20 protein-coding genes and 4 pseudogenes are annotated in these 25,289 nt (G+C 59.8%); 14 read left to right on the forward strand and 10 right to left on the reverse strand.

Annotated features, from left to right (window positions below; genetic code table 11):
• Window positions 1–80: 80 nt before the first annotated feature.
• Entirely contained in the window at window positions 81–692 is a 612-nt protein-coding gene (locus AC3FKH_RS21700; RefSeq protein WP_488677899.1) for a 3'-5' exonuclease, read from the reverse strand.
• Between the two features lie 806 nt (window positions 693–1,498).
• A pseudogene (locus AC3FKH_RS21705) lies at window positions 1,499–2,447 on the reverse strand (sensor histidine kinase); the annotation flags it as partial.
• 378 nt (window positions 2,448–2,825) lie between these two features.
• On the opposite strand from AC3FKH_RS21705, the gene AC3FKH_RS21710 reads away from it, so the two are divergent.
• A complete protein-coding gene (locus AC3FKH_RS21710; RefSeq protein WP_488677900.1) occupies window positions 2,826–3,158 on the forward strand; it encodes a hypothetical protein in 333 nt (110 codons plus the stop codon).
• Window positions 3,159–3,495: 337 nt separating this feature from the next.
• On the opposite strand, the gene AC3FKH_RS21715 is transcribed toward AC3FKH_RS21710, so the two are convergent.
• From AC3FKH_RS21715 to AC3FKH_RS21725, 3 genes and pseudogenes are all read right to left on the reverse strand, one after another.
• A complete protein-coding gene (locus AC3FKH_RS21715) occupies window positions 3,496–4,434 on the reverse strand; it encodes a PDR/VanB family oxidoreductase (protein WP_488677939.1) in 939 nt (312 codons plus the stop codon).
• Window positions 4,435–4,503: 69 nt separating this feature from the next.
• Window positions 4,504–5,001: pseudogene (locus tag AC3FKH_RS21720) on the reverse strand (MOSC domain-containing protein); the annotation flags it as partial.
• Window positions 5,002–5,335: 334 nt separating this feature from the next.
• A complete protein-coding gene (locus tag AC3FKH_RS21725) occupies window positions 5,336–6,577 on the reverse strand; it encodes an MFS transporter (protein WP_483735047.1) in 1,242 nt (413 codons plus the stop codon).
• A 239-nt stretch (window positions 6,578–6,816) separates the two neighbouring features.
• Here AC3FKH_RS21725 and AC3FKH_RS21730 point away from each other — a divergent pair, with 239 nt between their 5' ends.
• The 11 genes and pseudogenes from AC3FKH_RS21730 to AC3FKH_RS21780 all read left to right on the forward strand — a co-directional run bounded on the left by AC3FKH_RS21730 (window position 6,817) and on the right by AC3FKH_RS21780 (window position 19,385).
• A complete protein-coding gene (locus AC3FKH_RS21730; RefSeq protein ID WP_483735046.1) occupies window positions 6,817–7,698 on the forward strand; it encodes a helix-turn-helix domain-containing protein in 882 nt (293 codons plus the stop codon).
• 26 nt (window positions 7,699–7,724) lie between these two features.
• A complete protein-coding gene (locus AC3FKH_RS21735) occupies window positions 7,725–8,048 on the forward strand; it encodes a hypothetical protein (protein WP_483735045.1) in 324 nt (107 codons plus the stop codon).
• Between the two features lie 1,263 nt (window positions 8,049–9,311).
• Window positions 9,312–10,550: an MFS transporter gene (locus AC3FKH_RS21740; protein ID WP_483735044.1), complete on the forward strand. Its 1,239-nt coding sequence runs from the start codon at window positions 9,312–9,314 to the stop codon at window positions 10,548–10,550.
• 69 nt (window positions 10,551–10,619) lie between these two features.
• On the forward strand, window positions 10,620–11,468 hold the full coding sequence (locus tag AC3FKH_RS21745; protein WP_483735043.1) for a dihydroorotate dehydrogenase electron transfer subunit: 849 nt from the start codon (window positions 10,620–10,622) through the stop codon (window positions 11,466–11,468).
• Window positions 11,461–12,411: a dihydroorotate dehydrogenase gene (locus AC3FKH_RS21750; protein ID WP_483735042.1), complete on the forward strand. Its 951-nt coding sequence runs from the start codon at window positions 11,461–11,463 to the stop codon at window positions 12,409–12,411. Before AC3FKH_RS21745 ends, AC3FKH_RS21750 begins: the two co-directional genes overlap by 8 nt.
• 16 nt (window positions 12,412–12,427) lie before the next feature.
• The gene (locus AC3FKH_RS21755) at window positions 12,428–13,699 is read left to right on the forward strand and encodes a hydantoinase/carbamoylase family amidase (protein WP_483735041.1); all 1,272 of its coding nucleotides are present in this window, start codon (window positions 12,428–12,430) and stop codon (window positions 13,697–13,699) included.
• Window positions 13,696–14,739 (forward strand): dihydroorotase, encoded by a 1,044-nt coding sequence (gene pyrC, locus AC3FKH_RS21760; RefSeq protein ID WP_483735040.1) that lies wholly within the window; start codon window positions 13,696–13,698, stop codon window positions 14,737–14,739. Before AC3FKH_RS21755 ends, pyrC begins: the two co-directional genes overlap by 4 nt.
• Window positions 14,740–14,768: 29 nt before the next feature.
• A complete protein-coding gene (locus AC3FKH_RS21765) occupies window positions 14,769–16,187 on the forward strand; it encodes an aspartate ammonia-lyase (protein ID WP_483735039.1) in 1,419 nt (472 codons plus the stop codon).
• A 13-nt stretch (window positions 16,188–16,200) separates the two neighbouring features.
• Window positions 16,201–16,878: an orotate phosphoribosyltransferase gene (locus AC3FKH_RS21770; protein ID WP_483735038.1), complete on the forward strand. Its 678-nt coding sequence runs from the start codon at window positions 16,201–16,203 to the stop codon at window positions 16,876–16,878.
• Window positions 16,879–16,963: 85 nt separating this feature from the next.
• Window positions 16,964–18,232 (forward strand): annotated as a pseudogene (locus AC3FKH_RS21775) (malic enzyme-like NAD(P)-binding protein); the annotation flags it as partial.
• A gap of 82 nt (window positions 18,233–18,314) precedes the next feature.
• On the forward strand, window positions 18,315–19,385 hold the full coding sequence (locus AC3FKH_RS21780; RefSeq protein ID WP_483735037.1) for a porin: 1,071 nt from the start codon (window positions 18,315–18,317) through the stop codon (window positions 19,383–19,385).
• A 216-nt stretch (window positions 19,386–19,601) separates the two neighbouring features.
• Here the strand turns inward: AC3FKH_RS21780 and AC3FKH_RS21785 are convergent, their stop codons facing one another.
• From AC3FKH_RS21785 to pdxR, 3 genes are all read right to left on the reverse strand, one after another.
• A complete protein-coding gene (locus AC3FKH_RS21785; protein ID WP_483735036.1) occupies window positions 19,602–20,057 on the reverse strand; it encodes a carboxymuconolactone decarboxylase family protein in 456 nt (151 codons plus the stop codon).
• Between the two features lie 24 nt (window positions 20,058–20,081).
• Complete coding sequence (locus AC3FKH_RS21790; protein ID WP_483735035.1) at window positions 20,082–20,498, reverse strand: cupin domain-containing protein; 417 nt, start codon at window positions 20,496–20,498, stop codon at window positions 20,082–20,084.
• A gap of 119 nt (window positions 20,499–20,617) precedes the next feature.
• On the reverse strand, window positions 20,618–22,027 hold the full coding sequence (pdxR, locus tag AC3FKH_RS21795) for a MocR-like pyridoxine biosynthesis transcription factor PdxR (RefSeq protein WP_483735034.1): 1,410 nt from the start codon (window positions 22,025–22,027) through the stop codon (window positions 20,618–20,620).
• Window positions 22,028–22,209: 182 nt separating this feature from the next.
• On the opposite strand from pdxR, the gene AC3FKH_RS21800 reads away from it, so the two are divergent.
• Window positions 22,210–22,869, forward strand: coding sequence for an HD domain-containing protein (locus AC3FKH_RS21800; protein WP_483735033.1), 660 nt, complete (start codon window positions 22,210–22,212; stop codon window positions 22,867–22,869).
• A gap of 51 nt (window positions 22,870–22,920) precedes the next feature.
• On the forward strand, window positions 22,921–23,640 hold the full coding sequence (locus AC3FKH_RS21805; protein ID WP_483735032.1) for an SDR family oxidoreductase: 720 nt from the start codon (window positions 22,921–22,923) through the stop codon (window positions 23,638–23,640).
• A 168-nt stretch (window positions 23,641–23,808) separates the two neighbouring features.
• On the opposite strand, the pseudogene AC3FKH_RS21810 reads toward AC3FKH_RS21805, so the two are convergent.
• Window positions 23,809–23,928 (reverse strand): annotated as a pseudogene (locus tag AC3FKH_RS21810) (taurine dioxygenase); the annotation flags it as partial.
• A gap of 157 nt (window positions 23,929–24,085) precedes the next feature.
• Complete coding sequence (locus tag AC3FKH_RS21815; protein ID WP_483735031.1) at window positions 24,086–25,276, reverse strand: MFS transporter; 1,191 nt, start codon at window positions 25,274–25,276, stop codon at window positions 24,086–24,088.
• Window positions 25,277–25,289: the final 13 nt, after the last annotated feature.

Raw genomic sequence — 25,289 nt, forward strand, 5'->3', positions numbered from 1 at the left:
CTGCCGTCCCGGCTCTTGTAATCTGTCGGGTCAGATATAGCGGCCATTCGGCAAACGGTGGATGATGATTGATGTACGTACTAGGTCTGGCCTAACGAGCGCAGGAGCGTTGGGACCTTAGCGCTGCTCGTGGCCTGCACACGGGCGATGAGTGCGTAATCGACCTGACTCACTCCATATGTCTGAGCAATATCGTGTTGCAGGCGATTCCACAAATGACCGGTCATTTCCGCGTCGGCCATTGCTCGGTGTGCACGCCCCGTCGTAGGCAGTTGAAGCATATCGACGAGTGTCGATAACTTGTGATTTCGAGCCTGCGGGTAGATGCGTCTGGAAGTAAGCATCGTGCACGCGAAGTGCTGATCGGCTGCGATGTCCAGTAGCCCAAGCTCGGCTCGCCAAAATCTTCGATCGAAACCAGCATTGTGGGCTACCACCGGATGTCTGCCGACAAACCGTGCCGCTTCACCCATGATCTTGGACGCAGCAGGGGCATCCGCAATCATGTCATTGGTAATCCCGGTCAGGCTGACAACCTGCGAGGGGATACGCCTTCCTGCGTTCATCAAGCTTTGAAATCGGTCGACGATTTCACCGTCGCGCAGCAGGATCACAGCAATTTCCGTTGCTCGGTCACCTCGACTTGGCGACAATCCCGTCGTTTCGAAATCCAGAACTGCAACCGTTCGCACCCTGCTCCCCTTTGTTCATTGAAAACCAAAATAGGCTCCACGCTGCCAAAAGGCGTCCGCCCGAGGTTACGTAGACCGCTGTGGACTGCGCCGGACCTCCTTGTTGCCGACACAGTACCCCCATGACACGTCTGGATTTTGCGTGCCCACACAGGTGCAACGCTTGCTACTGAATGCGCAGTAATGCCTCTTTTGCTCGCATCTTCAAGGACTGATGTGTGACAGCCGGATCCCCAATTGGCCCCGTACATCGAAGCCCATTATCGGCCAATCCCCTATTGCAAAGACAGCCTGCAGATTGAAAAATCTGGCTGTAGAAGGAGGCTTGCGATGGAAATGCGTTGGGAAAAGCTTTACAGCGGCGGTCTGGGAGAGCTTCATCGGTCCGAACGGGCGATATGTCGGCCGGCGCGTCGGTCAGGCAGGCGGAACGGGCTGTGGGCTGGAATGATGGTCACCCTATTAGTCATCGGAGGTGTACTGGTCTTTATATAGCGCTTGCGGGACGCCAGGTGAGAGCGGGAGGAAAGTTGCCATACATCTGGAATGCCGGCGCTGATGGCATCCTGCCCTCATACTTCGCCACGCCCGTCGAAGCTGACGCCCGAGTGGTGCGGGGCTAATGACGGTAGTGGGTCGACTTCTGCCCTACGCGGAACGGTCCAGGAAAAGTGCTCCGTTGTGCTCGGCGTCGGGCCGTCCCCGGCCATGAGCCGTCGCTCGCCAGCACGTCGCGAGGACATTCCGACGTCAACTCAGCCTCGCAAGCGGCCATTGCGGCCAGATGAAGTAGGTTGCTTGCGAACTCAGACCTTCCTTGAGGCTGCTGCTACCGCGCGACGCGGTAGACGCACGTCAAATGCGGTCTCCTCCTGGTCGGACCGGGCGATGATCGATCCGTGATGGGCTTTGGCAATCTCGCTCGCGATATACAGTCCGAGCCCGAGGCCGCGCGGGTTGTTGTCTTCCTGATCTGGGCCTCTGCTCAGCGGGTCGAAGATCCGATCCAGCGTCAGGGGTCAATGGCTGGGCCGCTGTTGATAACCTCGAGACTAACTTCCGCATCGTAACCGGTTACTACAACGCGGACCGGCTTGTCCGGCGCGCCGTACGCTATCGCATTGAGCACCAGATTGGAAATCAGTTGCTGCAGGCGCGAACCGTCCCCAGCACCTACCAAATTGCCGCTTAGCTCAAGATCGATGCGGTGGGCCGGATTCGCTGCGCGCAACTGGTCCGCGGCATTGCCGACCACTTTAGCCAGGTCGACATCAGTAGGTGCGATGTTGATACCGAGGCCAAGCTTCGTTCGGTTGAAATCGCACAGATCATCCCGGAGAGAATTCATGCTGACATCGCTTCGAATCAGTCGGACTGCCGCTGCTGATACCTTTTCCCCGGCGTTCAGTGCGGCCAGATAGGTAGCAGTCATCTGGATGGTTTGGAGGGGACTTCGCAAATCATGTCCAAGCATGCCGAGCAACAGATCGCGAGATTGCTCCACCTCCGCATTGAAAAAATCCACGGATTCCGCGACTGCCTGATCAATGGCTTCGTTGAAGCGCACCATGTCGTCCAGATCCGCAGCGACCAACTGAAATTCGTTGATCCACAAGCGCAATACGCTGGCGCGAAGCGCCCGGAACTCGGCGACCAACTGGTTGATGTTGAACCCCCCGCGCGCCCGCATGAGGCGTGCGTCTGCGCTGCGGTCTCCGGCGCACCGGGGGGCGCTCGCCCCAGTGATTTCTCGCGTATCCAGCTAGACGCATGGCTGCTCCATAAGAGAGGGAAGGCGCCTGCCCTTGCGTAGAACAGGATCACGTAGAAGGGATTGATGGTCAAGCGGGCGAGATCCGCGTTCCCACGATCAAGCATACGAACACCCCGCAATCGAGAAGTGTGGGTATCCGCACTTTGTCCCGAATATAAATACGTCGTGAGTTGACCCCTCTCGGCAACTTTTCGAAGGCCGCTCAGCACGGGCTACCTGGGCCCATAATGCTATCCGCTATGATTAGATGAGCAGCATGCGGCACTCGCATCTCTACTTCGTTTGGGCTAGATCAATTCGAAGGTTAAGTTGGGACGTAGAGTAGTTTTACTTTTTACAATGATCAGTCCGCAGCGAGGTTGAACGCAATCGTACCGCTTCGCGTTCGCACTAAAGCCATGTACCACCGCGGTGTATATGAAGCATTGACCGAGAAAGTGACACAGCTAAAAGCGGCGTTCCCCGGTAAAAGAGTTTTAGTGGTCCGTGATGAGTTTGCCGCCATCTTTGAAAGCTGCGAGCTCGAAAAGCAAGGCGTAGTCATAACGGCCACGTCCCTTGATAACAGCTCGGATTCCTTTGCATTTCTGTGGCACCCGAAAGACTACAGCCTTCTTGTCGAGGCTGTGAAGACGGCAGTCCCCGCAGCCCAGGCCGAGGGGACGATGTGCCAGGCCTCGACGAAGCTCTGAATGACCGCTTTCCTCCGGGGCGAACGTTGGAGCCTGCTGGACCGAACGGCGGCAGTCGACCAGGAGCGGCCGCTCGCCCACGGAATTCCCCTGCCATTCGATTGTCGGCTCCAATCTGAAAACGGACTTCTGCTGCCGAACGACACGCCCAATCCCAGGAGGATCCGCTCAATCCGCAAGAGCAACATATTTATCACACCGCGGGACTCGGCAACTGCCTACAGGGCAACTATGCAAATTTGCGAGACACCATGGGCGCGACCTGATTTCTCGCCTTCTAGAGCTTTTGGCCAGTGCAACTGCCTACCCCGCATCTGCCATCAGCTTCGTCCTAAGACTATAAATCCAGCACCAGCGACGACGTCTTCGTGCCTGAACAGCACACCATGATCTGGTCATTTCGGGCCCGCTCCTCAGGGCTAAGCACAAGGTCGCGGTGGTCTGGGATGCCGTCGAGGACTCTAACCTTGCACGATCCACACACGCCTTCCCTGCACGAATAGGGAACACTGACATGTGCGGCCAACAAGGTATCGAGGATCGTGCTTCCACGGTTCACTTCTAGCGTCCGCTGGGAGCGCTGCAACACGATCTTAAACCCGCCTTCGGCCATCGAGGGCTTGCCTCCGAAGTGCTCGACATGAACCTGCGCCTTCGGCAGCGACGCGGTCGCAGCTTGGAACGCCTCGATCATCGGTCGGGGACCACAGCAGTAGAAATGCGCCATGGCAGGTGCCCCCTTCACGATTGCGGGGATATCAAATATTTTATCCCCGGCCTCAGCATTGAAATGAAAGTGGATGCGCCCGGGCTTAATATCCTCGATTGCTTGAAGCTCGTCGAGAAACGCCGCCACCGCGCGATTTCGCGTGGTGTAGAACAGCTTCCAACTGTGGCCGAGGTGCTCGAGTCTGGCGATCATCGCCTTTAGCGGCGTGATGCCGATTCCGCCTGCGATTAGCACCGTGTGTTCAGCGGTCTCGTCGAGCTGGAAGTGGTTGCGCGGCGGACTAACCTGCAGCCGGTCACTGACTCGCAATCGTTCGTGCACGTGCCGAGAACCACCCCGGCTGTTCGGGTCCTTGTTGACGGAGACGATGTAGCGATCCCGCTCATGTGGAGCGTTGCTCAGAGAGTAGCTCCGCGTCAGGTCGGGCGCCAGCATGAGATCGATGTGCGCTCCTGCAGTGAAGGGCGGAAGGTGGCCGTTGTCCAGGGCCCGCAATTCCACTGAATGAATGCCTTCCGCTTCCCGGCGGATCGACGTGATGCGCAGATCGAGGACCGGCGGGCGGTAGACGAGCGGTGCATGAGGCGGTGGTGGCAACTCGACCTCGATTGTGTCACCTGGGCGGACCTCGCCGCCGCGGATCACGATGCTCATGACCCCTGCCTTCCTCACCAGCCCACTGGGTTCAGCTTCCACCACGTGCTGGAGCAACCCCGGCTTGAACTGCTCAATTTGCACACATGGATTGCGTAGGCCCGTCAGTTCAATCACAGCGTCATTGCCCAGATGCAGGCGGGTTCCGGTCGGGAGGCCCAACAAGTCGAGATGTCGTGTAGCGATATTCTCGCCGAGGTCGCCCGGCCGGACCAAATGCCCTTTCAGGTCCAACTCGTCGAACAGTTCCGTCTGGATCAGATGAACCTGCCGGAGATTGGGCTGCTGGCCAAAGCGCTTAACGTGGTACGCATGCTGATCGGTCGTGCCCGCATGGGCGTCGCCCTCGACGCCAAAGTTCTCGATGAGCCGGATGGCCTGCTTCGGGGTCTTACTGAATGTGTGGTGCTTGCTGATCTGCACTCCAACGACTATGGGCTTAACGTTTGTTTCTGACATGGAATAGTCCTGTTTCTGCACGCCCGACGGGAGCTTCCGCTGGCGTTATAACCGGGACGGACGCTGCTGCGCTCGACCGCGGCCGGTATTAACCGCATATGTGGGCACGGGCATCAGAATGTCGCATCCCAGCACTCGGCGTCAGCTTGACCCAGAACGGATGCTCGGTGCTCCGGCGGATCGCCGAGACCACCTCGCAGATAGTCTCGAGCAGGACATATTTGGCTTCGATCGCGACCGCTTCCGGAAGTCACATTTCATCGTCTGCACGCCGAATTCATCCGCGGTCTCGGCTGAGGTTGCACGTCCGGGGATTGCCTTGCTCAGTCCGGCGTCATTCCAGTTCGATACCCTTGAGTTCAGGCACCAGGAATACGGTGGCGATCATTTCAATGACGTAGAGGCCGGCGAGCAGCGCGATCGCGATTTGAAACGAGTAGGCAGCCGCTATGGCGCCTACGACGATGGGACCGAGCCCGCCCACCGCACGCCCAATGTTAAAGAGCACATTCTGCGCGGTAGCGCGGGCAGCCGTCGGATAGGCTTCCGAGATCAGCGCACCATAGCCGCCGAGCATGCCGTTGACGAACATGCCCATCACAGCGCCTGCCCACAGCATCGTCATGGGGTCGGACAGCCTGGCATAGAGGAGCACCATCACCACGGATCCGCCCTGGAAGATCAGGAACGTCGGTTTGCGGCCGATGCGATCTGCCAGTTGGCCGAAGGCAAAGATGCCGATCATCATGCCGACGATGGTCACCGAGGTCCACATTGCCGACTTGGTCAGCGAAAAGTCCAGGACTTTGGATAGGTAGGTGGGCAGCCAGATCATGATGCCGTAGTAGCCGAAGTTCTGGACTGAAGCGAGAATTACGATGCCAAGGCTGGTACGCACGGTCCTGCCGTCGGCCACTAGCAGCCGAAAGGCGTTGGGCTTGTTCCCTGCGCGCGCGCTGCGCACAAATACTTCGGGCTCGTGAAGGCGGTTTCGGATGAACCATGCAACCAGGGCCGGAATCACACCGACCACAAACATACCGCGCCAGCCCACCACGGGCAGCAGCACTGGCGTCAGTAAGGCGGCCATCAGCACGCCCGTCTGCCAGCCCAGGGCAACATAGGATGAAACGCGTGCGCGCTTGGCGGCTGGCCACGCTTCGGCCGCCAGGGCCATGCCGATGCCGAACTCCCCGCCCAGGCCGATGCCCGCGATGGTGCGATAAATTAGCAGGTCCCAGAACCCCTGAGCGAACGCACACATTCCGGTAAACACGGCGAACAGAACTATGGTCCAGGTCAGCACCCGTACTCGCCCATAGCGGTCACTCAGGGCTCCGAAGACGATGCCGCCGGCCACTGCCCCAATCAAGGTCCACGTCACCAGCGCACCCGACTGGCTGGAGTTCAGTGCCAGGGCCGCACTGATTACCGGCAGCATGAAGCCCAGGATTAGCAGGTCGAATCCGTCCATGGCATAGCCAATGGCGGATCCCGCCAAGGCCTTCCAAGCATAGGGGGGAGTAAGTGGTGACTCGACGTCCTGCGCCGGTTGGGTGAGTGGCTGACTTCTCATGCTGTCTCCATTTTTAGACTGAAAAAGCGCAAAAACACAGCAGCGCTGGCCGTCGAGCCGGGTCAGTGATCCTGCAGGCCAGCGCCGCCGCAAATCTCTTTTTTTAGACTATGCGGGACGCATCACAAAAGCAAGCTGTTTGTATTTTTTCGGGGTTTACGCCTAGCGCTTCAGTACAAATACAGCCCTCTCATGGCTGTGGCATGCTATAGTGACAAAATCTAATTAATGAGACATCTATGCCACGTTGCGCGACGGCACCCGGGGAGATCGACTTCGAAGCGATCGGTGCCCGGCTTCGGGCCTATCGCTTGGGCGCTCAACTGCGTGCCGAACAGATTGCCGACGTTCTCGGCATTTCGCGCGCTGCCGTCTATCGAATGGAGAAGGGCGAGATCGTCAAGATCGAAACGCTAGATCGCTTGGCCGCCATTCTGGGGACTTCGCTGGAGTCGTTGCTCGGAGCGGGAACTGAATACTATCCGTCGGCCATTGCCTACATCGAGCGAATGCGTCAGCTTGAGCAAGGCGCGACGCGCATCCTGGCCCACTTCGAACCGATTTCATTCCTGCTCACCTCACCAAACTATGAGAGGTATCTCGAGCAGATGCTACAGGAAGGTGGAGACAACGATGAGAGCCGTATCCAGGCCGTCATGGAGTTGCTGCGCGAGCGGAAAACGTCCTATGCTTCTCAGCCAACACCGATTGTCAGTCTTATTGGTTTGCGGGAACTCGAACGGTTCGTGCACTTTGGATTGATTGGCCGAATGGATTTGCCCCCGGCGACAAGGATGGAACGCTCGCTCGCTGCCCGAGCCGAAGTGGAGCGCATTGCCGGGCTACTCGAGCAGCAACCGGCCGGTATGCAAATCGGCATCGTGAACGAGAGCATGCCAAACGCCACGTTCCAGATCTTCGAGCGTCCGACAGGCTCCTATGTCGCGGTCAGCCCGTTTCGATTCGGGGAGTTTCCCAATATATCCGGAGGCATTGCGTCTGTAACCGCCGCGCCTGAGGCTGTCTCGCTGTACACCAGCATGGTCGATGCACTATGGCAGCGGTCCTTTAAGGGAATCGATGGCGCCAGGCTTTTGCGGCGCATGCTGCAACAGGTTTGATTTGATCGTTTGAAATAGAGAGACATATGGACTTCAAGACCGTCACCGCCGAGTTTGCACAGAGTGCCCCCGGAACGGACGCCTTCCTAAAGGTAAAGCAACAGTCGCTAGAGCTGATGAAAAGCGATATCGGCAATGCTGCTGCCTATTTCCTAATCTACGGTTTCGCACGTTCCTACGTAATCTTGCATGACGACGAAGGTATCACGACCGAAGTCGCGAACGCAGCCCAGATCCAGTTGCTCGGCTATATGAAGACAATTGAGCCGGCGCTAGGAAATACTCAGGCCCTTCTGGATGCGATGAACCGGATTGTGCTCGACTACGACGAACGGCGCCAGTTCTTTTAACAGAGCAGTCTAAGACCTTGAAGCTTGCGTGGCAAAATCCAACTGATGCCTCCCCAATATTTCTTCGATCCGGCCAAGATAGCTGAGTTTTGATGAGGGTGTAGAAGCAACGTAGTGAGTCCGGGTCTAGTAAAACAGAAACGTCTGCGTGAGGTGTGAGGCGCTCCCCATGATATTCAGCCTGCCCGGTCGAACGTGAGGGAGGTGGCCAAGCAATTACTAGATCCTAAGATCCGAGGTCATTGAAATTGATGGGGCCAAGACAGCCCAGGCAGCATTGAAGGTCAGTTGCAGCGCAGCATGGCTGCCGAACGATCGCCCATCACGGACTGGCAGCTTCGGCCGTTGCTGGAGCACTACAGGCCGAAAGGCCCGTCGGGCTAGTGTCTCGCACGCGTAGGCGCCCCGCGACAAATGCCTGTTCGGCTGAACGGGAGGCCGCGGCTCAGGCCTTTTTCCGAGAACGTTCTTTGGATTTCGGATCTACGCTGCATGCAAGAAGCTGCACGAATGCCACGGGCTGAACCTGTCAAAGGGTACGATCCGCAGGCTGATGGCTGTGGTGTGCGACGCAGCGTCTGCACGCTGCTCGCATACGTTGACGATATGACCAGCCTGATCATGGAGCTACGCTTCACGCATTCAGAACCTTGTGTTCATGTACTTCGACGCGATGCCACCTATTTGAAGCGGCATGACAATTCGGATGTCGCTCTACAGCGACAAGGCTAGTGTTGTCAGAGTCAACATGCCGAGCTTGACTGCGGCCACCTAGCATTGCCTTCGTCGATATTTCATCTCTCAACACCTGCTCGAGCTACCCATCGTAGCTTGGGCAGGTAAGCAGGAATGAGACGGCCTCCAAAGAGCCAGGATGCGTGTCGCAATTTTTTTCAGTCGAACGCGAGATCCCGAGTGCGCCTCTCAATCTGCTCAGCCCATATAGCTGCTGCGCAGCCAACGCGGCAAGGCGGTTGGCACGAAGCCCCCAATCGCCTCGAAGTCAATCCCTCCCGATGCAACGTCGTCTCATTAATTGGATTTTCCAAAGTGTAGCATGCGACCGAGCTGCATCATGCTTGCGCATGCCCCGCCTCGGCGTAAACCCCGACATTGCCGTAAATCGCTTGCAATCGGCATTGTTCCGGCATAGTCTAAAAAATAAGATCTTCCACTGCATCAGCACTTCATCCTCATCAGGATCCCAAGCGCACCGCAATGCAGTGGTTTTTCAGGCTCTTACAGTCTAAAAATGGAGACAGCATGCGAAGCCAGCCCCTCACTCAGTCAGTTTCAGAGGCCGAGGTCCCCACTTCCCCGTACGCATGGAAGGCCTTGGCCGGATCGGCCATTGGCTACGCCATGGACGGCTTTGATCTTCTGATCCTGGGCTTCATGCTGCCGGCCATCGGCGCAGCGCTCGCGCTCAGCACCAGCCAGTCAGGAGCACTGGTCACTTGGACGCTGATCGGTGCCGTGGCGGGCGGAATCATCTTCGGCGCGCTCAGCGACCGCTATGGACGCGTTCGCGTGCTGACCTGGACCATTGTCCTGTTCGCCGTGTTCACCGGCATGTGCGCGTTTGCACAAGGGTTCTGGGATCTGCTGGTCTATCGCACTATCGCCGGCATTGGCCTTGGCGGCGAGTTCGGCATCGGCATGGCCCTCGCAGCCGAAGCGTGGCCGGCCAGCAAGCGCGCCCGCGTCTCATCCTATGTCGCGCTGGGCTGGCAATCCGGCGTGCTAATGGCTGCGTTGCTGACGCCATTGCTGCTGCCCCTTGTCGGCTGGCGCGGCATGTTCGTGATTGGTGTCGTCCCAGCACTGGTTGCATGGTTCATCCGTAATCGCCTGCACGAGCCTGAAGTGTTTGTCCGGAGTACCCGCAGGGAGAAAAAGCCCAATGCATTCAAGTTGCTGGTTGCTGACGGTAAGACCACGCGAATCAGTCTTGGCATCGTCGTTCTTTGTTCGGTTCAGAACTTCGGGTATTACGGCATCATGATCTGGCTGCCCACCTATCTATCCAAGACACTGGGCTTCTCGCTGACCAAATCGGCCATGTGGACCTCCGTCACGATCGTCGGAATGATGATTGGCGTCATCATCTTCGGCCAGCTCGCAGACCGCATCGGCCGCAAGCCGACGTTCCTGATCTTCCAGGCAGGCGCAGTGGCGATGGTGCTGTTTTACGCCCAGTTGTCGGATCCCATGACAATGCTGTGGGCTGGCGCGGTGATGGGAATGTTCGTCAACGGCATGATCGGTGGATACGGTGCACTGATCTCCGAGGCCTACCCCACCGCGGCACGCGCTACCGCACAAAACGTCCTGTTCAACATCGGACGCGCAGTCGGCGGGCTGGGACCAATTGTCGTAGGCGCCATTGCGGCAACCTACTCCTTTCAACTCGCGATCGCATTGCTTGCCAGCATTTACGTTCTGGACATGATCGCCACCATCTTCCTCATCCCTGAACTCAAGGGCGTCGAGCTCGAATAACGCCGGAACCTACCGGACATTCCTTAGGCTGCGCCGTGCGGCGCAGCGCATTTCTCAGGAGTTACCACCATGTGTGCCACCGTGTGTAGCGCGGATTCCGCGGCTACCGTAGCCTCCTATCGCTGTCGAATTGTTGAGCACTACTGGGTCAACCAGCGATACAAGTACATCAGGCTCGAATCCGATGCCCCGATTGCCGACATTACGCGCCCCGGGCAGTTCTACCAGCTCAATTGTCCAACGACTGCCGAGGAGCAACCGTTTCTGCTACGGCCGATGAGCGTCTACGGCGCCGGCCCGGAATCCGGGCGAATCGAGTTCCTATACAACGTCACTGGCGTTGGCACGAGGGCGATGGCCACTCTTCCCACCGATGGTTACATGGACATTGTTGGGCCGCTCGGCAACACCTTTACGTTCGAGCCATCCTTCCGAAGGATTCTCGTCGTGGCCCGTGGCGTAGGTCTGGCCACGATGGCTCCGCTGATCCATCAGGCTGCCGAAGCTGGCGTGGGCATCACCGCGGTGATGTCTGCACGCACCTCGGGCGACCTGATGGAGAAGGAGTTCTTGCGCGGCGCCACAGCAGAGGTGCATAGCGTCTTGGACACCGACGGCACGTCATCGGTGGAGTCCGTGGAGGCCCTGATTCGCCGCCTCATCGCCGAGCAGTCCCCCGACGCCATTTATACCTGCGGGTCGCACCGCCTGCTAATGCTGCTCCAGCGCGTGCTGCAAGACCACCCCGAGGTGCAAGGCGAGGTCGCAATGGAGCAGCGCATGGCCTGCGGTATGGGTGTGTGCCTGTCGTGCGTACGCCTGTTCGATTGCGAGGGTGGCAAGCAGTTCCTCCGCGTGTGTCGCGAAGGCCCGGTATTCAAGATTCGCGAAGTGGTTGGGGAGGTGGAGTTTGGCTAATTTGACTGTCCGGGTTGGCGACCTGACGCTGCGCAACCCCGTAATGCCCGCATCCGGCTGTTTTGCGATCGAGTATCGCGAAGCCATGAACCTGAACAAGCTTGGCGCCCTGGTCATCAAAAGCGTTTCGCCAAAATCGCGTGCCGGCAACCCCACGCCGCGCGTGGCGGAAACCTATACCGGGATGCTCAATTCGATTGGTATTCCGAGCAAGGGGCTGGACTACTACAAGAACGAAGTACTTCCGCCTTACACGCAGTACAACACTCCCGTTATCGTGTCGATCTCTGCTGACACTGCGGAAGAGTTTGGCGCGGCATGCGAAGAGATGTCACTGCCAGAGGTCGCGGCAATAGAGGCGAACATCTCATGCCCCAATCTGGAGGCGGACGGCATGGCCTTCGCCATGTTGCCGGAAACGACCTACAAGGCCGTGTCCGCAATCCGCCGTCGTACCAAGCATCCATTCTGGGTAAAGCTCACACCTAACGCCGGCAACATCGCCGCGGTGGCCAGGGCCGCCGAGGAAGCCGGTGCCGATGCGATTGTCATGGGTAACACGGTGCTGGGCATGGCGATCGATATCCGTACCCGCAAGCCCAAGCTTGGGAACGTCATGGGCGGTGTCTCGGGACCGGCCATCAAGCCGATTGCGCTACGCATGGTGCACCAATGCTACCGCGCCGTACGCATCCCGATCATCGGTTGCGGTGGCATTCAAAACGCTGAAGACGCCATTGAGTTCATGTTGGCCGGCGCCTCTGCCATTCAGGTCGGCACCGCCTCATTCCGCGATCCGGCGGCGATGCAGAAGATCATCGATGGGCTTTACGCCTTCTGCACGCAAACCGGCGTTGAATCCATTCGCGACCTCACTGGTCAGGTAATTCTGGATCGCCAGCTTAGCGACCGCTGGCTTCGCTTCGCCCAGCAATCCGGTTGAGCAACGAGATAAGGAAATGGACATCCTCCACCTCAAACCACTCGCCGAGCAGCTATTCGCGGACATCCATGCATTGTCCTTCGACGGTGTCGGCGTCACGCGCGACAGCTACGGCGCGGGCGAATCCGCAGCGGCAGACTACCTGCGTCGCGTCGCCGTCCAGCACGGACTCAGCGTGCAGAACGACAAGGCCGCCAACCTTGTCTTCTCCCTGCCGGACGAGGACGCCAGCGCGCCGGCTGCATGGGTAGGTTCGCACATGGATTCTGTCCCGCAAGGCGGAAACTTCGATGGACTGGCCGGCATCATCGCCGGATTGCTATGCCAGATTGCGCGAAAAGAGCAGGCCGTCTCCAGTAGTGTGCCACTTCGGGTCATCGCTTTCCGCGGCGAGGAAAGCGCCTGGTTCGGCAAGGCATATATGGGCTCTGGCGCAGCACTGGGTAAGCTGGCTCCGGAAGATCTCACGCTAAAACACCGTAGCTCCGGACGAACACTCTCGGAATGCATGGCGGCGGTGGGCGCCGACGTCGACGCCATCGCAGCGCAGCAACCACTCTTCGACAGGGCTTCGGCCGCAGCGTACTTGGAGTTGCATATTGAACAGGGCCCTGTCATGGTCGCGCGGAAGCTCCCACTGGCCGTGGTGCCCGGGATTCGCGGCAACGTCCGTCACAACCGAGTGACATGTATTGGCGAACCAGGACATTCTGGTGCTGTTCCCCGCTGGCTGCGCAAAGATGCCATGTTTGCGGTAGCGGACCTCATCACCCGCCTCGACGAGCACTGGAAAGTGTTGCTGGAACGCGGTAGCGATTTGGTCGTTACCACCGGAATCGTCTCCACCGATCCTGCAGAACATTCCATCTCGCGCATTCCCGGCAAGGTGGACTTTAGTTTTGAAGTCCGCAGCAAGAGCGTGGACATGCTCGAAGGCTTTTACCAACTGTTCCGCACCGAGTGCAAGGCCATCAGCCGCGATCGTGGCGTGAACTTCGAGTTTGATCGCCGCATCGAATCCGCGCCTGCGACGATGGATCCCGGGCTTTCGGATCTCCTGCGCAACGCATGCGCCAAGGCGGAACTGCCGGTAGAAATGGTCCCGAGCGGCGCAGGCCACGACGCGTCGCTGTTTGCCAATGCCGGCATCCCGACTGCGATGCTTTTTGTACGCAACGAACACGGCTCGCACAATCCGGACGAAGCCATGGAGCTGGACGACTTCATTCTCGGCACGAAGGTTCTGTACGAGGCGCTCGAAGCCATGCCGCGCGGGAGGAAGTCATGACCATTGAGACGCTGACGATTCGTCGTCCAGACGACTGGCATCTACATCTGCGCGATGACGATATGTTGCGTGCCGTACTACCGGCTTCCGCCAGCCAGTACGGCCGGGCCATCGTGATGCCGAACCTGAAACCGCCGGTTACGACCATCAAGGCTGGTTTGGCCTATCGGCAACGGATTTGCGATGCACTTCCCAGCGATTTGGCGTTCACGCCGATGATGACGTGCTATCTCTGCGACGACACAGATCCCGGGGAAATCCGTGCCGGATTCGAGTGCGGAGCGTTTGCTGCCGCCAAGCTCTATCCCGCTGGCGCCACGACGCACTCCGAGTATGGCGTCACATCGGTCGACCGGATTGCCAGCGTCCTGGCGACCATGCAAGACATTGGCATGCCGCTGCTGCTCCACGGCGAGTCCACGGACCCGGCGATCGACGTCTTCGATCGGGAAGCGGCGTTTCTGCGCACGACGCTGACACAGATCCTCACCCTCTATCCACGTTTGAAAGTCGTGCTGGAGCACATTACGACCGAGGAAGCGGCCGATTTCGTCATGCGCGATGAAAGCGGCCGCCTGGCGGCCACCATCACGCCGCAGCACCTGATGTTCAACCGCAACGCGATGTTCACTGGCGGCATTCGCCCTCACTTCTACTGCCTACCGGTGCTCAAGCGCGAACAGCACAGACTGGCACTGCGGCGTGCGGCCACATCGGGATCGCCTGCCTTCTTCCTGGGCACCGATTCCGCTCCGCACGACACGAGCGCCAAGGAATCGGCATGCGGTTGCGCCGGCATTTTCAGTGCCTCTGTCGCATTGCAGGCATACCTGACGGTGTTCGAAGAAGAACAAGCCCTGCACCGCTTCGAAGCCTTCGCCAGCGAGAACGGTGCGCGCTTCTACGGTGTCCCGCTGAACGAAGGAAGCGTCACCTTCCATCGGACGCCGACACGCGTCACCGGTAACATCGACCTGCCGGATGGACGCCGAATCCAGACGTTCCTCGCTGGGGAAACGCTGCCCTGGACCCTCGCATAGCTTTACGCGCTCTTTCATTGGACTGCACCGTGACTACCACCTATCGCACCGAAGCCGACCTGCTTGGCGAACGCCAGGTTCCTGCCGACGCCTACTATGGCGTGCACACCCTGCGTGCTTGGGAGAACTTCCAGATTACCGGCACACCCATTTCCTCTTGGCCGGATCTCATCATTGCGCTGGCGTCCGTCAAACAGGCTGCCGCCGAGGCCAACGCCGAACTAGGCCTATTGCCACTCGCATTGCGCGACGCCATTATTGCCGCGTGCCACGACGTGCGCGACGGCCGCCTCCACGATCAGTTCATCATTGACACGATTCAGGGCGGCGCAGGTACGTCCACGAACATGAACGCCAACGAGGTGATCTGCAATCGTGCCCTCGAACATTTGGGTTTCGGCAAAGGAGACTACGCCTTCCTGCACCCGAATGAGCACGTAAACATGGCACAAAGCACGAACGACGTGTATCCGACGGCGCTGCGCATCGCCACGTGCTTTGCCATCGAACATCTCATGGAGGCGATGGATGTCCTTCGCATCGCCTTCGACAAGAAGTCAGCCGAGTTTTCGAGGCTCTACAAATTGGGGCGCACTCAGCTTCAGGATGCCGTGCCGATGACTCTCGGACAAGAGTTCTCCACCTATGCCGTAATGCTGGAAGAGGACATGGAGCGGCTGCGTGAGGCCTCAACCCTTATTCGCGAAATCAACCTCGGTGCCACAGCCATCGGTACGGGCATCACGGCCCACCCCGACTATGCAGCGAAGGCACTGGCCGCGCTGCGGCGTATCACAGGTCTCGATCTCGCACTGGCACCCAACCTGGTGGAAGCCACCCAGGACTGTGGTGCGTTCGTCCAGATTTCTGGCGTGCTCAAGCGGATCGCCGTCAAGCTCTCCAAGACCTGCAACGACCTGCGTCTTTTGTCCAGCGGCCCGCGTGCCGGGTTCGGCGAGATCAACCTTCCCCCGATGCAGGCAGGCTCATCGATCATGCCGGGCAAGGTCAATCCCGTCATTCCGGAAGTGGTCAACCAAATTGCCTTCGAAGTGTTTGGCAATGACACAACCATCACGTTCGCCGCGGAAGCTGGTCAGTTGCAGCTCAATGCGTTCGAGCCAGTCATCGCCGCCAGCCTGTTCCGCAGCTTCCGGCACTTGACCAATGGCTGCCTGACGCTGGCGCAGAAATGCGTCTGCGACATCACCGCCAACCCGGAACGCTTGCGCGAGACCATCGAACGGTCCATCGCACTGGTGACGGCACTCAATCCTGTGATCGGCTACAAGAATGCGACGTCGGTTGCTGCCCAGGCCTATGCGGAGAACAGGACGATTCGCGAAGTGGTACTTGCCCGCGGCCTGATGACGGCGGAGGCTCTGGAAGAAGCGCTGCGTCCGGAGGCTCTCACCCATCCCCGTGCGGACGTTCACTGCAAGCCATAAAGGGACTATTGCCATGTCCAAGAACCGCACCGATCTCACTCTCCAGGCATCCATCAGCCAGGCGCTGCTAGATGCAGGTTGCGTTCGCTTTCGTAGCGATGAACCGTTCCGTCTCCCATCAGGGTGGGCGAGTCCTGTCTACATCGATTGTCGCCGTCTGATCTCCTACCCGACGCTGCGTCGGGCATTGGTCCAGCAAGGTCTGGCGCTGCTACGTGACAGGGATAGATTGACCGGCATCGATGTGATTGCAGGCGCGGAATCCAGTGGCATCGCGTTTGCCGCCTGGGTTGCCGAGTTGCTGAACCTGCCGATGGTATATGTGCGCAAGGAAGCACGCGGCACGGGTCCTGCGGCTCAGGTCGTGGGCGATATCCGTCCCGGTGACCGTGTGCTGCTGGTCGACGACATGATGGCAGCGGGACGATCCAAGGCTGCCTTCTGTGAGGCGCTGTCCGCTGCGGGCGCGACCGTGCAGGACATCCTGGTCCTGTTCGACTACGGAACCTTCCCCACAGCCGACGCGCTTTCCCAGTGGAACCCGGGGGTCCATGCCCTGGCCACCTGGTCAGACATCCTGAACGCCCTGAGCGAATCCGGCGAAGTGCCAGAGGTTGAACTGTCCGAGCTGCGCGCGTTCCTGAGCGATCCGCCGCACTGGTCCAGCGCGAACGGCGGCATCGCCGGGTAGCGCCAATCCTCTGAGTTATTCGTGGTGCCCCGCCCGTTCACGACGGGCGGTGGCCTCCTTTTTTCCGCATTTTCTGAAACCATCCATGGACGAAGCATTCAAGCAGCGCGCACTCGAATACCATCGCGCCTCGACACCCGGCAAGATTTCGATCACGCCGACTAAGCCACTTGCCAACCAGGCCGATCTCGCACTGGCCTACTCCCCCGGTGTCGCCATCGCGTGCGAAGCCATCCACGCCGATCCGCAGGACGCGCGGCACTATACGGCGCGCAACAATCTTGTTGGTGTGATCACCAACGGCACCGCAGTGCTGGGGCTTGGCAATATCGGTCCGCTTGCCGCCAAGCCGGTGATGGAGGGGAAAGCTTGCCTGTTCAAGGCATTCGCCGACATCGATGTGTTCGACCTGGAGCTGTCTGAAACGGATCCGGACAAACTCGTCGACACCATCGCCATGATGGAGCCGACGTTCGGTGGTATCAACCTGGAGGACATCAAGGCACCGGAGTGCTTCTACATCGAGCAAGCACTGCGGGAACGGATGCACATTCCTGTATTCCACGATGACCAGCATGGCACCGCCATCATTGCTGCCGCAGCCATCCTGAATGGCCTCAAGGTAGTGGGAAAGGCCATCGACAACGTGAAGCTGGTTTGCTCCGGCGCCGGTGCCGCGGCCGTAGCGTGCCTTGACCTGCTGGTTAACCTTGGACTGCCTCGTGAGCATATCGCCGTACTGGATTCGCGCGGCGTGATTCTGGCCGAGCGCGAAGCACTCGATCCAAGCAAGCGCCGCTACGCTCAGGATGGAGCGACCTACCTGGCGCGCACGCTGGGCCAAGCGCTGGAGGACGCCGACGTATTCCTGGGTTGCTCAAGTGCCGGTGTGCTCAAGCCCGGCATGCTGCGTGGCATGCGTGAGCGCCCGTTGATTCTCGCACTCGCCAATCCCGAACCCGAGATTCGCCCGGAGGAAGCACGCAAGGTGCGTTCCGATTGCGTCATTGCGACCGGTCGTTCGGACTATCCCAACCAGGTGAACAACGTACTGTGCTTCCCGTTCATCTTCCGTGGTGCGCTCGATGTCGGCGCAACAACGATCACCGAATCGATGAAGATGGCATGCGTGCACGCCGTGGCCGCGTTGGCAGAGGAGGCGCCCGGCCAGGAGGTTGCCGGCGCCTATCCCGGCCAATCGTTTGATTTCGGCTCCGAGTACCTGATTCCGAAACCATTCGACCCCCGCCTCATTACGCATCTCGCGCCTGCCGTGGCCCAAGCAGCCATGGATGCCGGCGTGGCACGACGCCCGATTGTCGACATGGCGGCCTATCGATCGCAACTCGCTGCACGACGCTTCGTGTTTTCGGGTTGATCACCGCACGCGTTCTAAGCAAGTTCAACAGCGTTCCTAGAAAAAGAAGGAGGAGACTATGCATCAATTGAACCGATCCCTTGCCGCCACAGCGCTGGCGGTAGGCCTGATTCAGCCTGCGTTGGCGCAATCGAGCGTCACGCTCTATGGCCAGGTTGACGCCTTTGTCGGCTCCACGAGAGCCTCAGGCGGAGACCGTGCAGCAATCCTGGGGGCTGGCGGCATGCAGACCTCCTATTGGGGCATGCGCGGATCCGAGGATCTTGGCAGCGGCCTGAAGGCGGTCTTCGACCTGAATGGCTTCTATCGCGTCGACACGGGGCGTTTCGGCCGATCCGACACCGATGGATTACTGACGCGCAGTGCCTATGTAGGACTACAATCCTCCGGCTACGGTACGTTCAGGCTGGGACGAAACACAACGCCGTACTTTCTTTCGACCATCCTGTTCAATCCGCTGGTCGACTCCTACAATTTCGGCCCTTCGATCTTCCAAACGTACAAGACGACCACTGACGGACGTGTATTCGATCCCGGCATCATTGGTGATTCGGGTTGGTCGAACTCCGTCGTGTACTCGTCGCCAAACTTTGGCGGCCTGACGGTGAATCTAATCTATGCGTTTGGCGAGCAGTCTGGAAGCACGGGACAGAACAAGTGGGGCGGCAATGTGACCTACTTCAGCGGGGCGTTTGCGGCAACGGCGGCATTCCAGCAGGTCAAATTCAATATCCTCCCTGGAGATGTCTCCGCTCCACCCGCGGCATTGGCCGGCTTCGACAAGCAGACGGCCGCCCAACTCGGGCTAAGCTACGACTTTGGCGTCGCCAAGGTATTTGGGCAAGCCCAGTACATTCGCACGGTCGTCAATGGCGCGCAAGGCGATATCCGCCATGCCAATGGGCAGCTTGGCGCGTCAGTCCCGTTGGGCGACGGCAACGTCCTGGCTTCATATGCCTATGCCAATACGCGCAATGATACCGCCGCGATTGGCCGGCATACAGCGGCCATTGCCTATGACTACAACCTGTCCAAGCGGACCGATCTGTATGCTGCGTACTTCTATGACCGCGTGACCGGTCAATCACATGCCGAGACCTTTGGCGCCGGGATGCGGCATCGATTCTAGGCACGCTGATCGGCGCCGCGGATATCGTTCGCGACTCGGAGTCAAAACTGCCTTTGCATCACTCTACTCGCGTCTTTTTGGCGCCCTGACTGGAAAACTCCAAGATATGCACGCGCGCCGTGCCTATCCATAGCGATTGGGGAATCCCATTGGAAAATTGCGCGCGGCTAATGCCGAAGTCGGGACGCTTCTCGCTGCATAAACCCGCGAGGCGTTTTACTGTTCTGTCACGGCCTGAGGCGTGTTGCGGAAGCTGATCGCCATACGGTTATACGTATTCATCAGGCTGATGGCGATGGTCAGGTCAACCAGTTCGCGTTCATCGAACACGGCGCGGGCGGCCTCGTAGGCCGCGTCCGGCACGCCGGTCTGCGCCACCAGCGTGACCGATTCGGCCCACGCGAGTGCTGCACGCTCGCGGTCGTCGAACAGCTGGCCCGCTTCCCTCCATGCCTGCACGAGCGCAAGCTTTTCGACCTTCACGCCTTTTTTCAGCAGGTCGCGTGTATGCATGTCGAGGCAATAGGCGCAGTTGTTGATCTGCGAGATGCGCAGGTAGACTAGGTCGACGAGGACCGGCGACAGGTCGCTCTGCATGACGTAGCCGTAGACGGCGCCAAGGGCTTTGACGCCCGCAGGCGCAATCTGGGTGTAGTCGAGGCGCTTGCTCATGAGGTGACTCCTTGAGGCTGCGGTTTACTTGATGGGGGTGGTCAGGGCTTTGTCGTTGCTGTCCGCAACGAACACGGCGAGCAACTTTGCAGGCCTTGTTTCGCTCGCGTTGCGGCTTATCCGGTGAACGGCGCCCGGCTCCTCGAAGAAGCTCTCGCCGACATGGTAGACGTGCTTCGGACCGTCATCCACCTGTGACTCGATGTCGCCCGATACGACGTAGGCATAGATGAAAGCCGAGCCCGCATGCCTGTGCGCGGGTGACGCTGCACCGGGTGCGTAATCGACGACGACGGCGGTCAACGACTTTCCCGGAATGTTGGAAATGGCGTGCTGAAAGTTCGGTGTGACGGTTTCGGCCGCGCCATGTGCTGCGGCCGGCACGGTGATGGCGAAGGCCATGACCGTGCTAGCGGCTCTTACGATGGATTGAATGTTCATGGATGTCTGGCTCCTTTGTGCTCGTGTATTGTGGTGCGACTTGGGTAGCACGCAAAAGCACCAGGAATGAACATTTTCGATGTACCAAGAAGCGATGGCAGAGTAGTGTCGGAGGTCCGTCAGTGGCGCCCGTGAACGAGTTCGAGCAGGCGGGAACAGTCGGCCGGCAGCGTTCTTTCATTCAAATTCGTTACGCCAAGCAGTAGCCCGTGCTGCGCCGGATGGCTCGTGTACCAGGGTGAGAGAGGAACTGGGGCCAGCCCGAGAGCTCGTGCCCGCAAAGCGATATCAATATCCATTTCGGATTCGGGAAGCGCGGCGACGACGGTCATGCCGGCGGCGGCCTGCACTTTGATTGATTCCGAGGCCAGTTCCTTCAGACAACGAACGAGGGCTTCCTGTCGGGCAGTGTAAAGACGCTTCATACGCCGCAGATGGCGAAGAAAGTGTCCGTCGTGCATGAACTCGGTCACGGCGTGCTGCACGGATGCAGCCGGGGCGGGCGCAAGGCACGCCGCGACGTCGCCGAAGCGGCGTGCCATGTCCGGCGGGACAACGAGAAATCCCAGGCGCAGTGCCGGGCTGATCGTCTTGCTGAAAGTCCCGATGTGCAGCACTCGTCCGTCCTGATCGAGCGAGGCCAGCGCCGGTGCGGCCCGTCCTTTCAACTGCAACTCGCCGAGATAATCGTCTTCGACGATCCAGGCGTCGTGTTGTTTGGCCCAGCCGAGCAGTGAAATCCGTCGAGCGAGCGACATCGTCATCCCGAGCGGCGCTTGCTGGCCCGGTGTCACCACCGCGAGGGCGGCTTTGGGGGCGATCCGCATGCCTGCTTCGATATCGAGCCCGTCCGCGTCCACCGGCACCCCTGCCACGGTCATGCCGGCCAGCCCGAGCGCCGTACGCGTGAGCGGAAAGCCGGGGTCTTCCATCCAGGCTTGTCTGCCTTCCACGCGCAGGGCGCGAATCGCGAGATTGAGCGCGCCAGAGAAACCTGCCGTGACGAAGACCTGGGAGGGACTGCATCGAAGTCCGCGTGAGACGCCAAGATACGCCGCGATCTCCTGTCGCAAATCCGGTTCGCCGCGTGGATCGGGGTATCCGACAGGAGCCGCTGCCGCCCGGCGCGCCGCGCGTGCCTGAATGCGTGACCAGAGCTTGTAGGGAAAGGCGTCCTGGGAGGGCACACCCATTTGAAACGCCAAAGGCGCCGTGCTGAAGTCGTAGAACAGCTCCGGAAGGGGCGGCGCTTCCGGCGACCATGCGGTCGTCGCTGGCAGTGGCCGCGCGGCTACCCGGGTGCCGGCCGCGCCCTGGCCGATCGCGAACTGCTCGTCGATCAGACGTTCATAGGCGGCACGAACGGTGCCCCGGGACACGCCGAGCTGGGCGGCCAAATCCGACCAGGAGGGCAGCCGCGCGCCGGCGGCAAGGTGGCCCGACTCGATCGCATCTCGGATCGAGCCGTAAATTTGCGCCGATAGCGAGATGCGTCCGGCGCGATCGAGGCCAATAGAAATCGTTGCCATGGACGCGATAGTACATTGGTATTTCTCGATCTTGGTCCTGTTTCACGATTGATGGGCGGCGTAATCTATTGGATGTAACCCACCGCCAGTAGTCCGGGCGCGGAATTAGCCGCCCACGTGGGGCGGTCGGGAAGTCAAGCGTGCCGCAGGAAACGCACGCTCTCTACAGCTCGAGTATCCCGATGAAGCAAGATAAAACCGCACCGACGAACCAAATGTTCGACGTCGTAATTCCAGACAGCCAGCTGGCACGTAAGGTAGCCCAGCTCATTCGCGACACCGAAAGCGAATTGCTGTTTAACCACTCGACACGGGTCTACCTTTGGGGCGCGCTGTTGGGAAAACAAAAGAGTGTCGCGTTCGACCCGGAGCTGCTCTACGTTGCGGCCATGTTCCACGATATCGGTTTGACGTCGGCCTATCGCGAAAGCCAACTTCGTTTCGAAGTGGACGGCGCCAACGCCGCGCGCGATTTTCTGCGCAGCCATCATATCGACGAGGCGGACGTCGCAAAGGTGTGGACCGCTGTGGCGCTCCATACGACGCCGGGCATTCCCGAGCACATGCACGGTGAAATCGCGCTGGTGCAAGCCGGAGCTGGAATGGACGTGGCGGGACGGGGCTTCGATGCGTTTACCGAGGAACAGCGCGCGGCGGTGGTCGCGGCCTATCCGCGCGGCGCCGATTTCGCCGGCAAGATGATCGATGCCTTCTACGATGGCATGAAGCATCGCCCAGGCACCACATTCGGCACGTTCAACGACGATTTTCTGGCGCACAAGGATCCGGGCTTCGAGCGCGTGAACGTGTGCAGCATCATCTTGACTTCCAGCTGGGGTTGACTTCCTTAGCGGACCCCAACGGCTCACTCCTACATCTATCGGATTTTCGCAATGCTCAGACGTACATTTTTGGTCACGGGCGCCAGCAAGGGCATCGGGCGCGCGTTGTCACACCGGCTCGCCGCGGACGGACATCAGGTCATCGGTCTTGCGCGCGGGCACGACCCGAGTTTCCCCGGCACACTGGTTTCCGTCGATCTGACCGATCGCGATGCGACGACACGAACGCTCGAGGGGCTGGTCGACCGTTATACCTTTGATGGCATCATCAACAATGCGGGGTTCGTCCGTCTGGCCGGCGTCGAAGCGGTTGATCTTGACGATCTCGAAGCGTCCTTCCGCCACAATCTCACCTCGGCCGTACAGACCGTGCAAGCCTTGCTACCCGGCATGCGGGACCGAGGGTGGGGACGAATCGTCAATCTCTCGAGTCTCGTCGTGCTTGGCGTCGCCAACCGCACAGCCTATGCTGCGGCAAAAGCCGCGATGATGAGCTTTACGCGCACTTGGGCGCTGGAGCTTGCGCAGACCGGCATTACCGTCAATGCTGTTGCGCCCGGGCCTACCGAGACCGCACTGTTCCGGCAAAACACGCCCGTCGGCAGCGAAGCGGAGCAGCGCTTTTTGTCGCTGGTGCCGATGAAGCGATTCGGCAAGCCTGAGGAATTAGCTGCGGCCGTGGCGTTTCTTTTGTCCGAGGATGCGGGCTTCATCACTGGACACACCTTGTTCGTCGACGGTGGCGCGTCGGTGGGCAAAGCGGCATTCTGATCGTTCGGTTCTTGTCGTCCTCAAAATACGCGAGGGAACAACGCCGCCCTCGAGCAATATTGCCTGAAGCAGCCCGGCGACTGACGCTGGCGTTAGTTTCACGATTTGTCATGCGCTGCCTCGATTCGGCAGGCAGCTCGACACCAGGATGACGAGCCGCCATATCGGGCTGATCAGATAACGCAGCGGGTCGCCCGCACCGGGAATCGCGTCCTGGCCAAAGCGTACCCGTGCCGGCGTGTGAGAGTTGCTGAAACGGCTGGTGAAAGCGTTCACGAACAGCACTTCTCCCCGTCGAGATCGCCCACTTGATGCGGTCTGAGGCCTGCTGGTGCGGGGGCGTGGCTTGCATCCGATCAAGTGAGGAGTCAGCCAGCATCGACTCGAGCGCGTTTGGCCATCGAGCGTTCATTTCAAATGGGCTTGGTCCGCTTCGACAGGCGATTTACAGCGCTTCCGCCTGCGGGTCGGCCGTTGTGTAGTCCCGCCTGAGCGTTCGCTCAGTGCACAGATGCGCGGCCTCGGCACAAGCCAAAGCGACTGCAACCAGGCCCGCTCCGACGAGACTGAGGTACTGCCTGTCGACGAAAAGAAGCACAATGCCGCCGAGAACGCCCGAGCAGGCAAGTCCGCCGTAGGTGGCCGTATTGTTCAGGGCGAGCAGCAACGGAGCCACCTGCGGCGCGATCTTCACCAGCCGGTGTTGTTGCGGCACGATCAATCCCCATCCGACCAGCCCCCAGACAATCAGGGCGGCCACGGAGGTGGCCATATGTGCGGAAGTCCACGGCAGCGCACAGAAATTCAGGATGCCCACGCAAAGCCCCGCGTTGATGATCTTGCGGCCTTCGAAACGATCGACGAGACGGCCGGCAAACATGTTCCCGACTGTCGCGGCGCAGCCCCAGACGAGAAGCACGCCAGCGAGCACGCGTTCGTCGCCGCCGGTGACCGGCGCCAGCACCAGTCCGGCATAGGTATAAACCATCAGGAACCCGCCAAAGGCGAACAGCGATGTGAGCAGAGTGAGCGCAACGCGAATATCGCGCATGGGCGCCAGCCGCTCGCGCAGCGTGATGCGTGCAGGTTGTGGAACCGAACGCAGCATGGCCCCTACCCCGACCATCGCGATCAGCCCAAGGAGCGCGACGAACCAGAGCGTGCTTCTCCAGCTACCGAATCCACCGATGAACGTGCCGATCGGGGCGCCGAGCGCCGTTGCGCCGGCAAGACCGGCGGTTACGGTGGCAAGCGCGCGCCCTCTTCTGTCAGGATCCGCAAGCAGGGTGGCAACTCCCAATGCGGTGGGAGAAAACATCGCCGCGCCAAGGCCGGCCAGTGCGCGGCTGAACAGAACCGTATTCAGATCCGTTGCGAGCGCCGTGATGACGTTGCCGACAACAAAGATGCCGAGCGCGGAGACCAGCAACAGCTTCCTGGGCCACCGCCCTGCGACAGCGGCCATCACCGGAGCCAGGATCGCATAGGAGAGGGCATAGACGGTGACCATCTGGCCGGCCAGGCTGACGGTGGTGTGCAGTGATTCAGCGACGCCAGGAAGAATGCCTGCGACAACGAAGTTGTCCGTCCCCATGGCGAACATGCCTAAGGCAAGCATGAGCAGTCGACGATCCATTTGATTGACCTTT

The organism is Cupriavidus sp. 21MJTG02-4 (assembly GCF_057798975.1).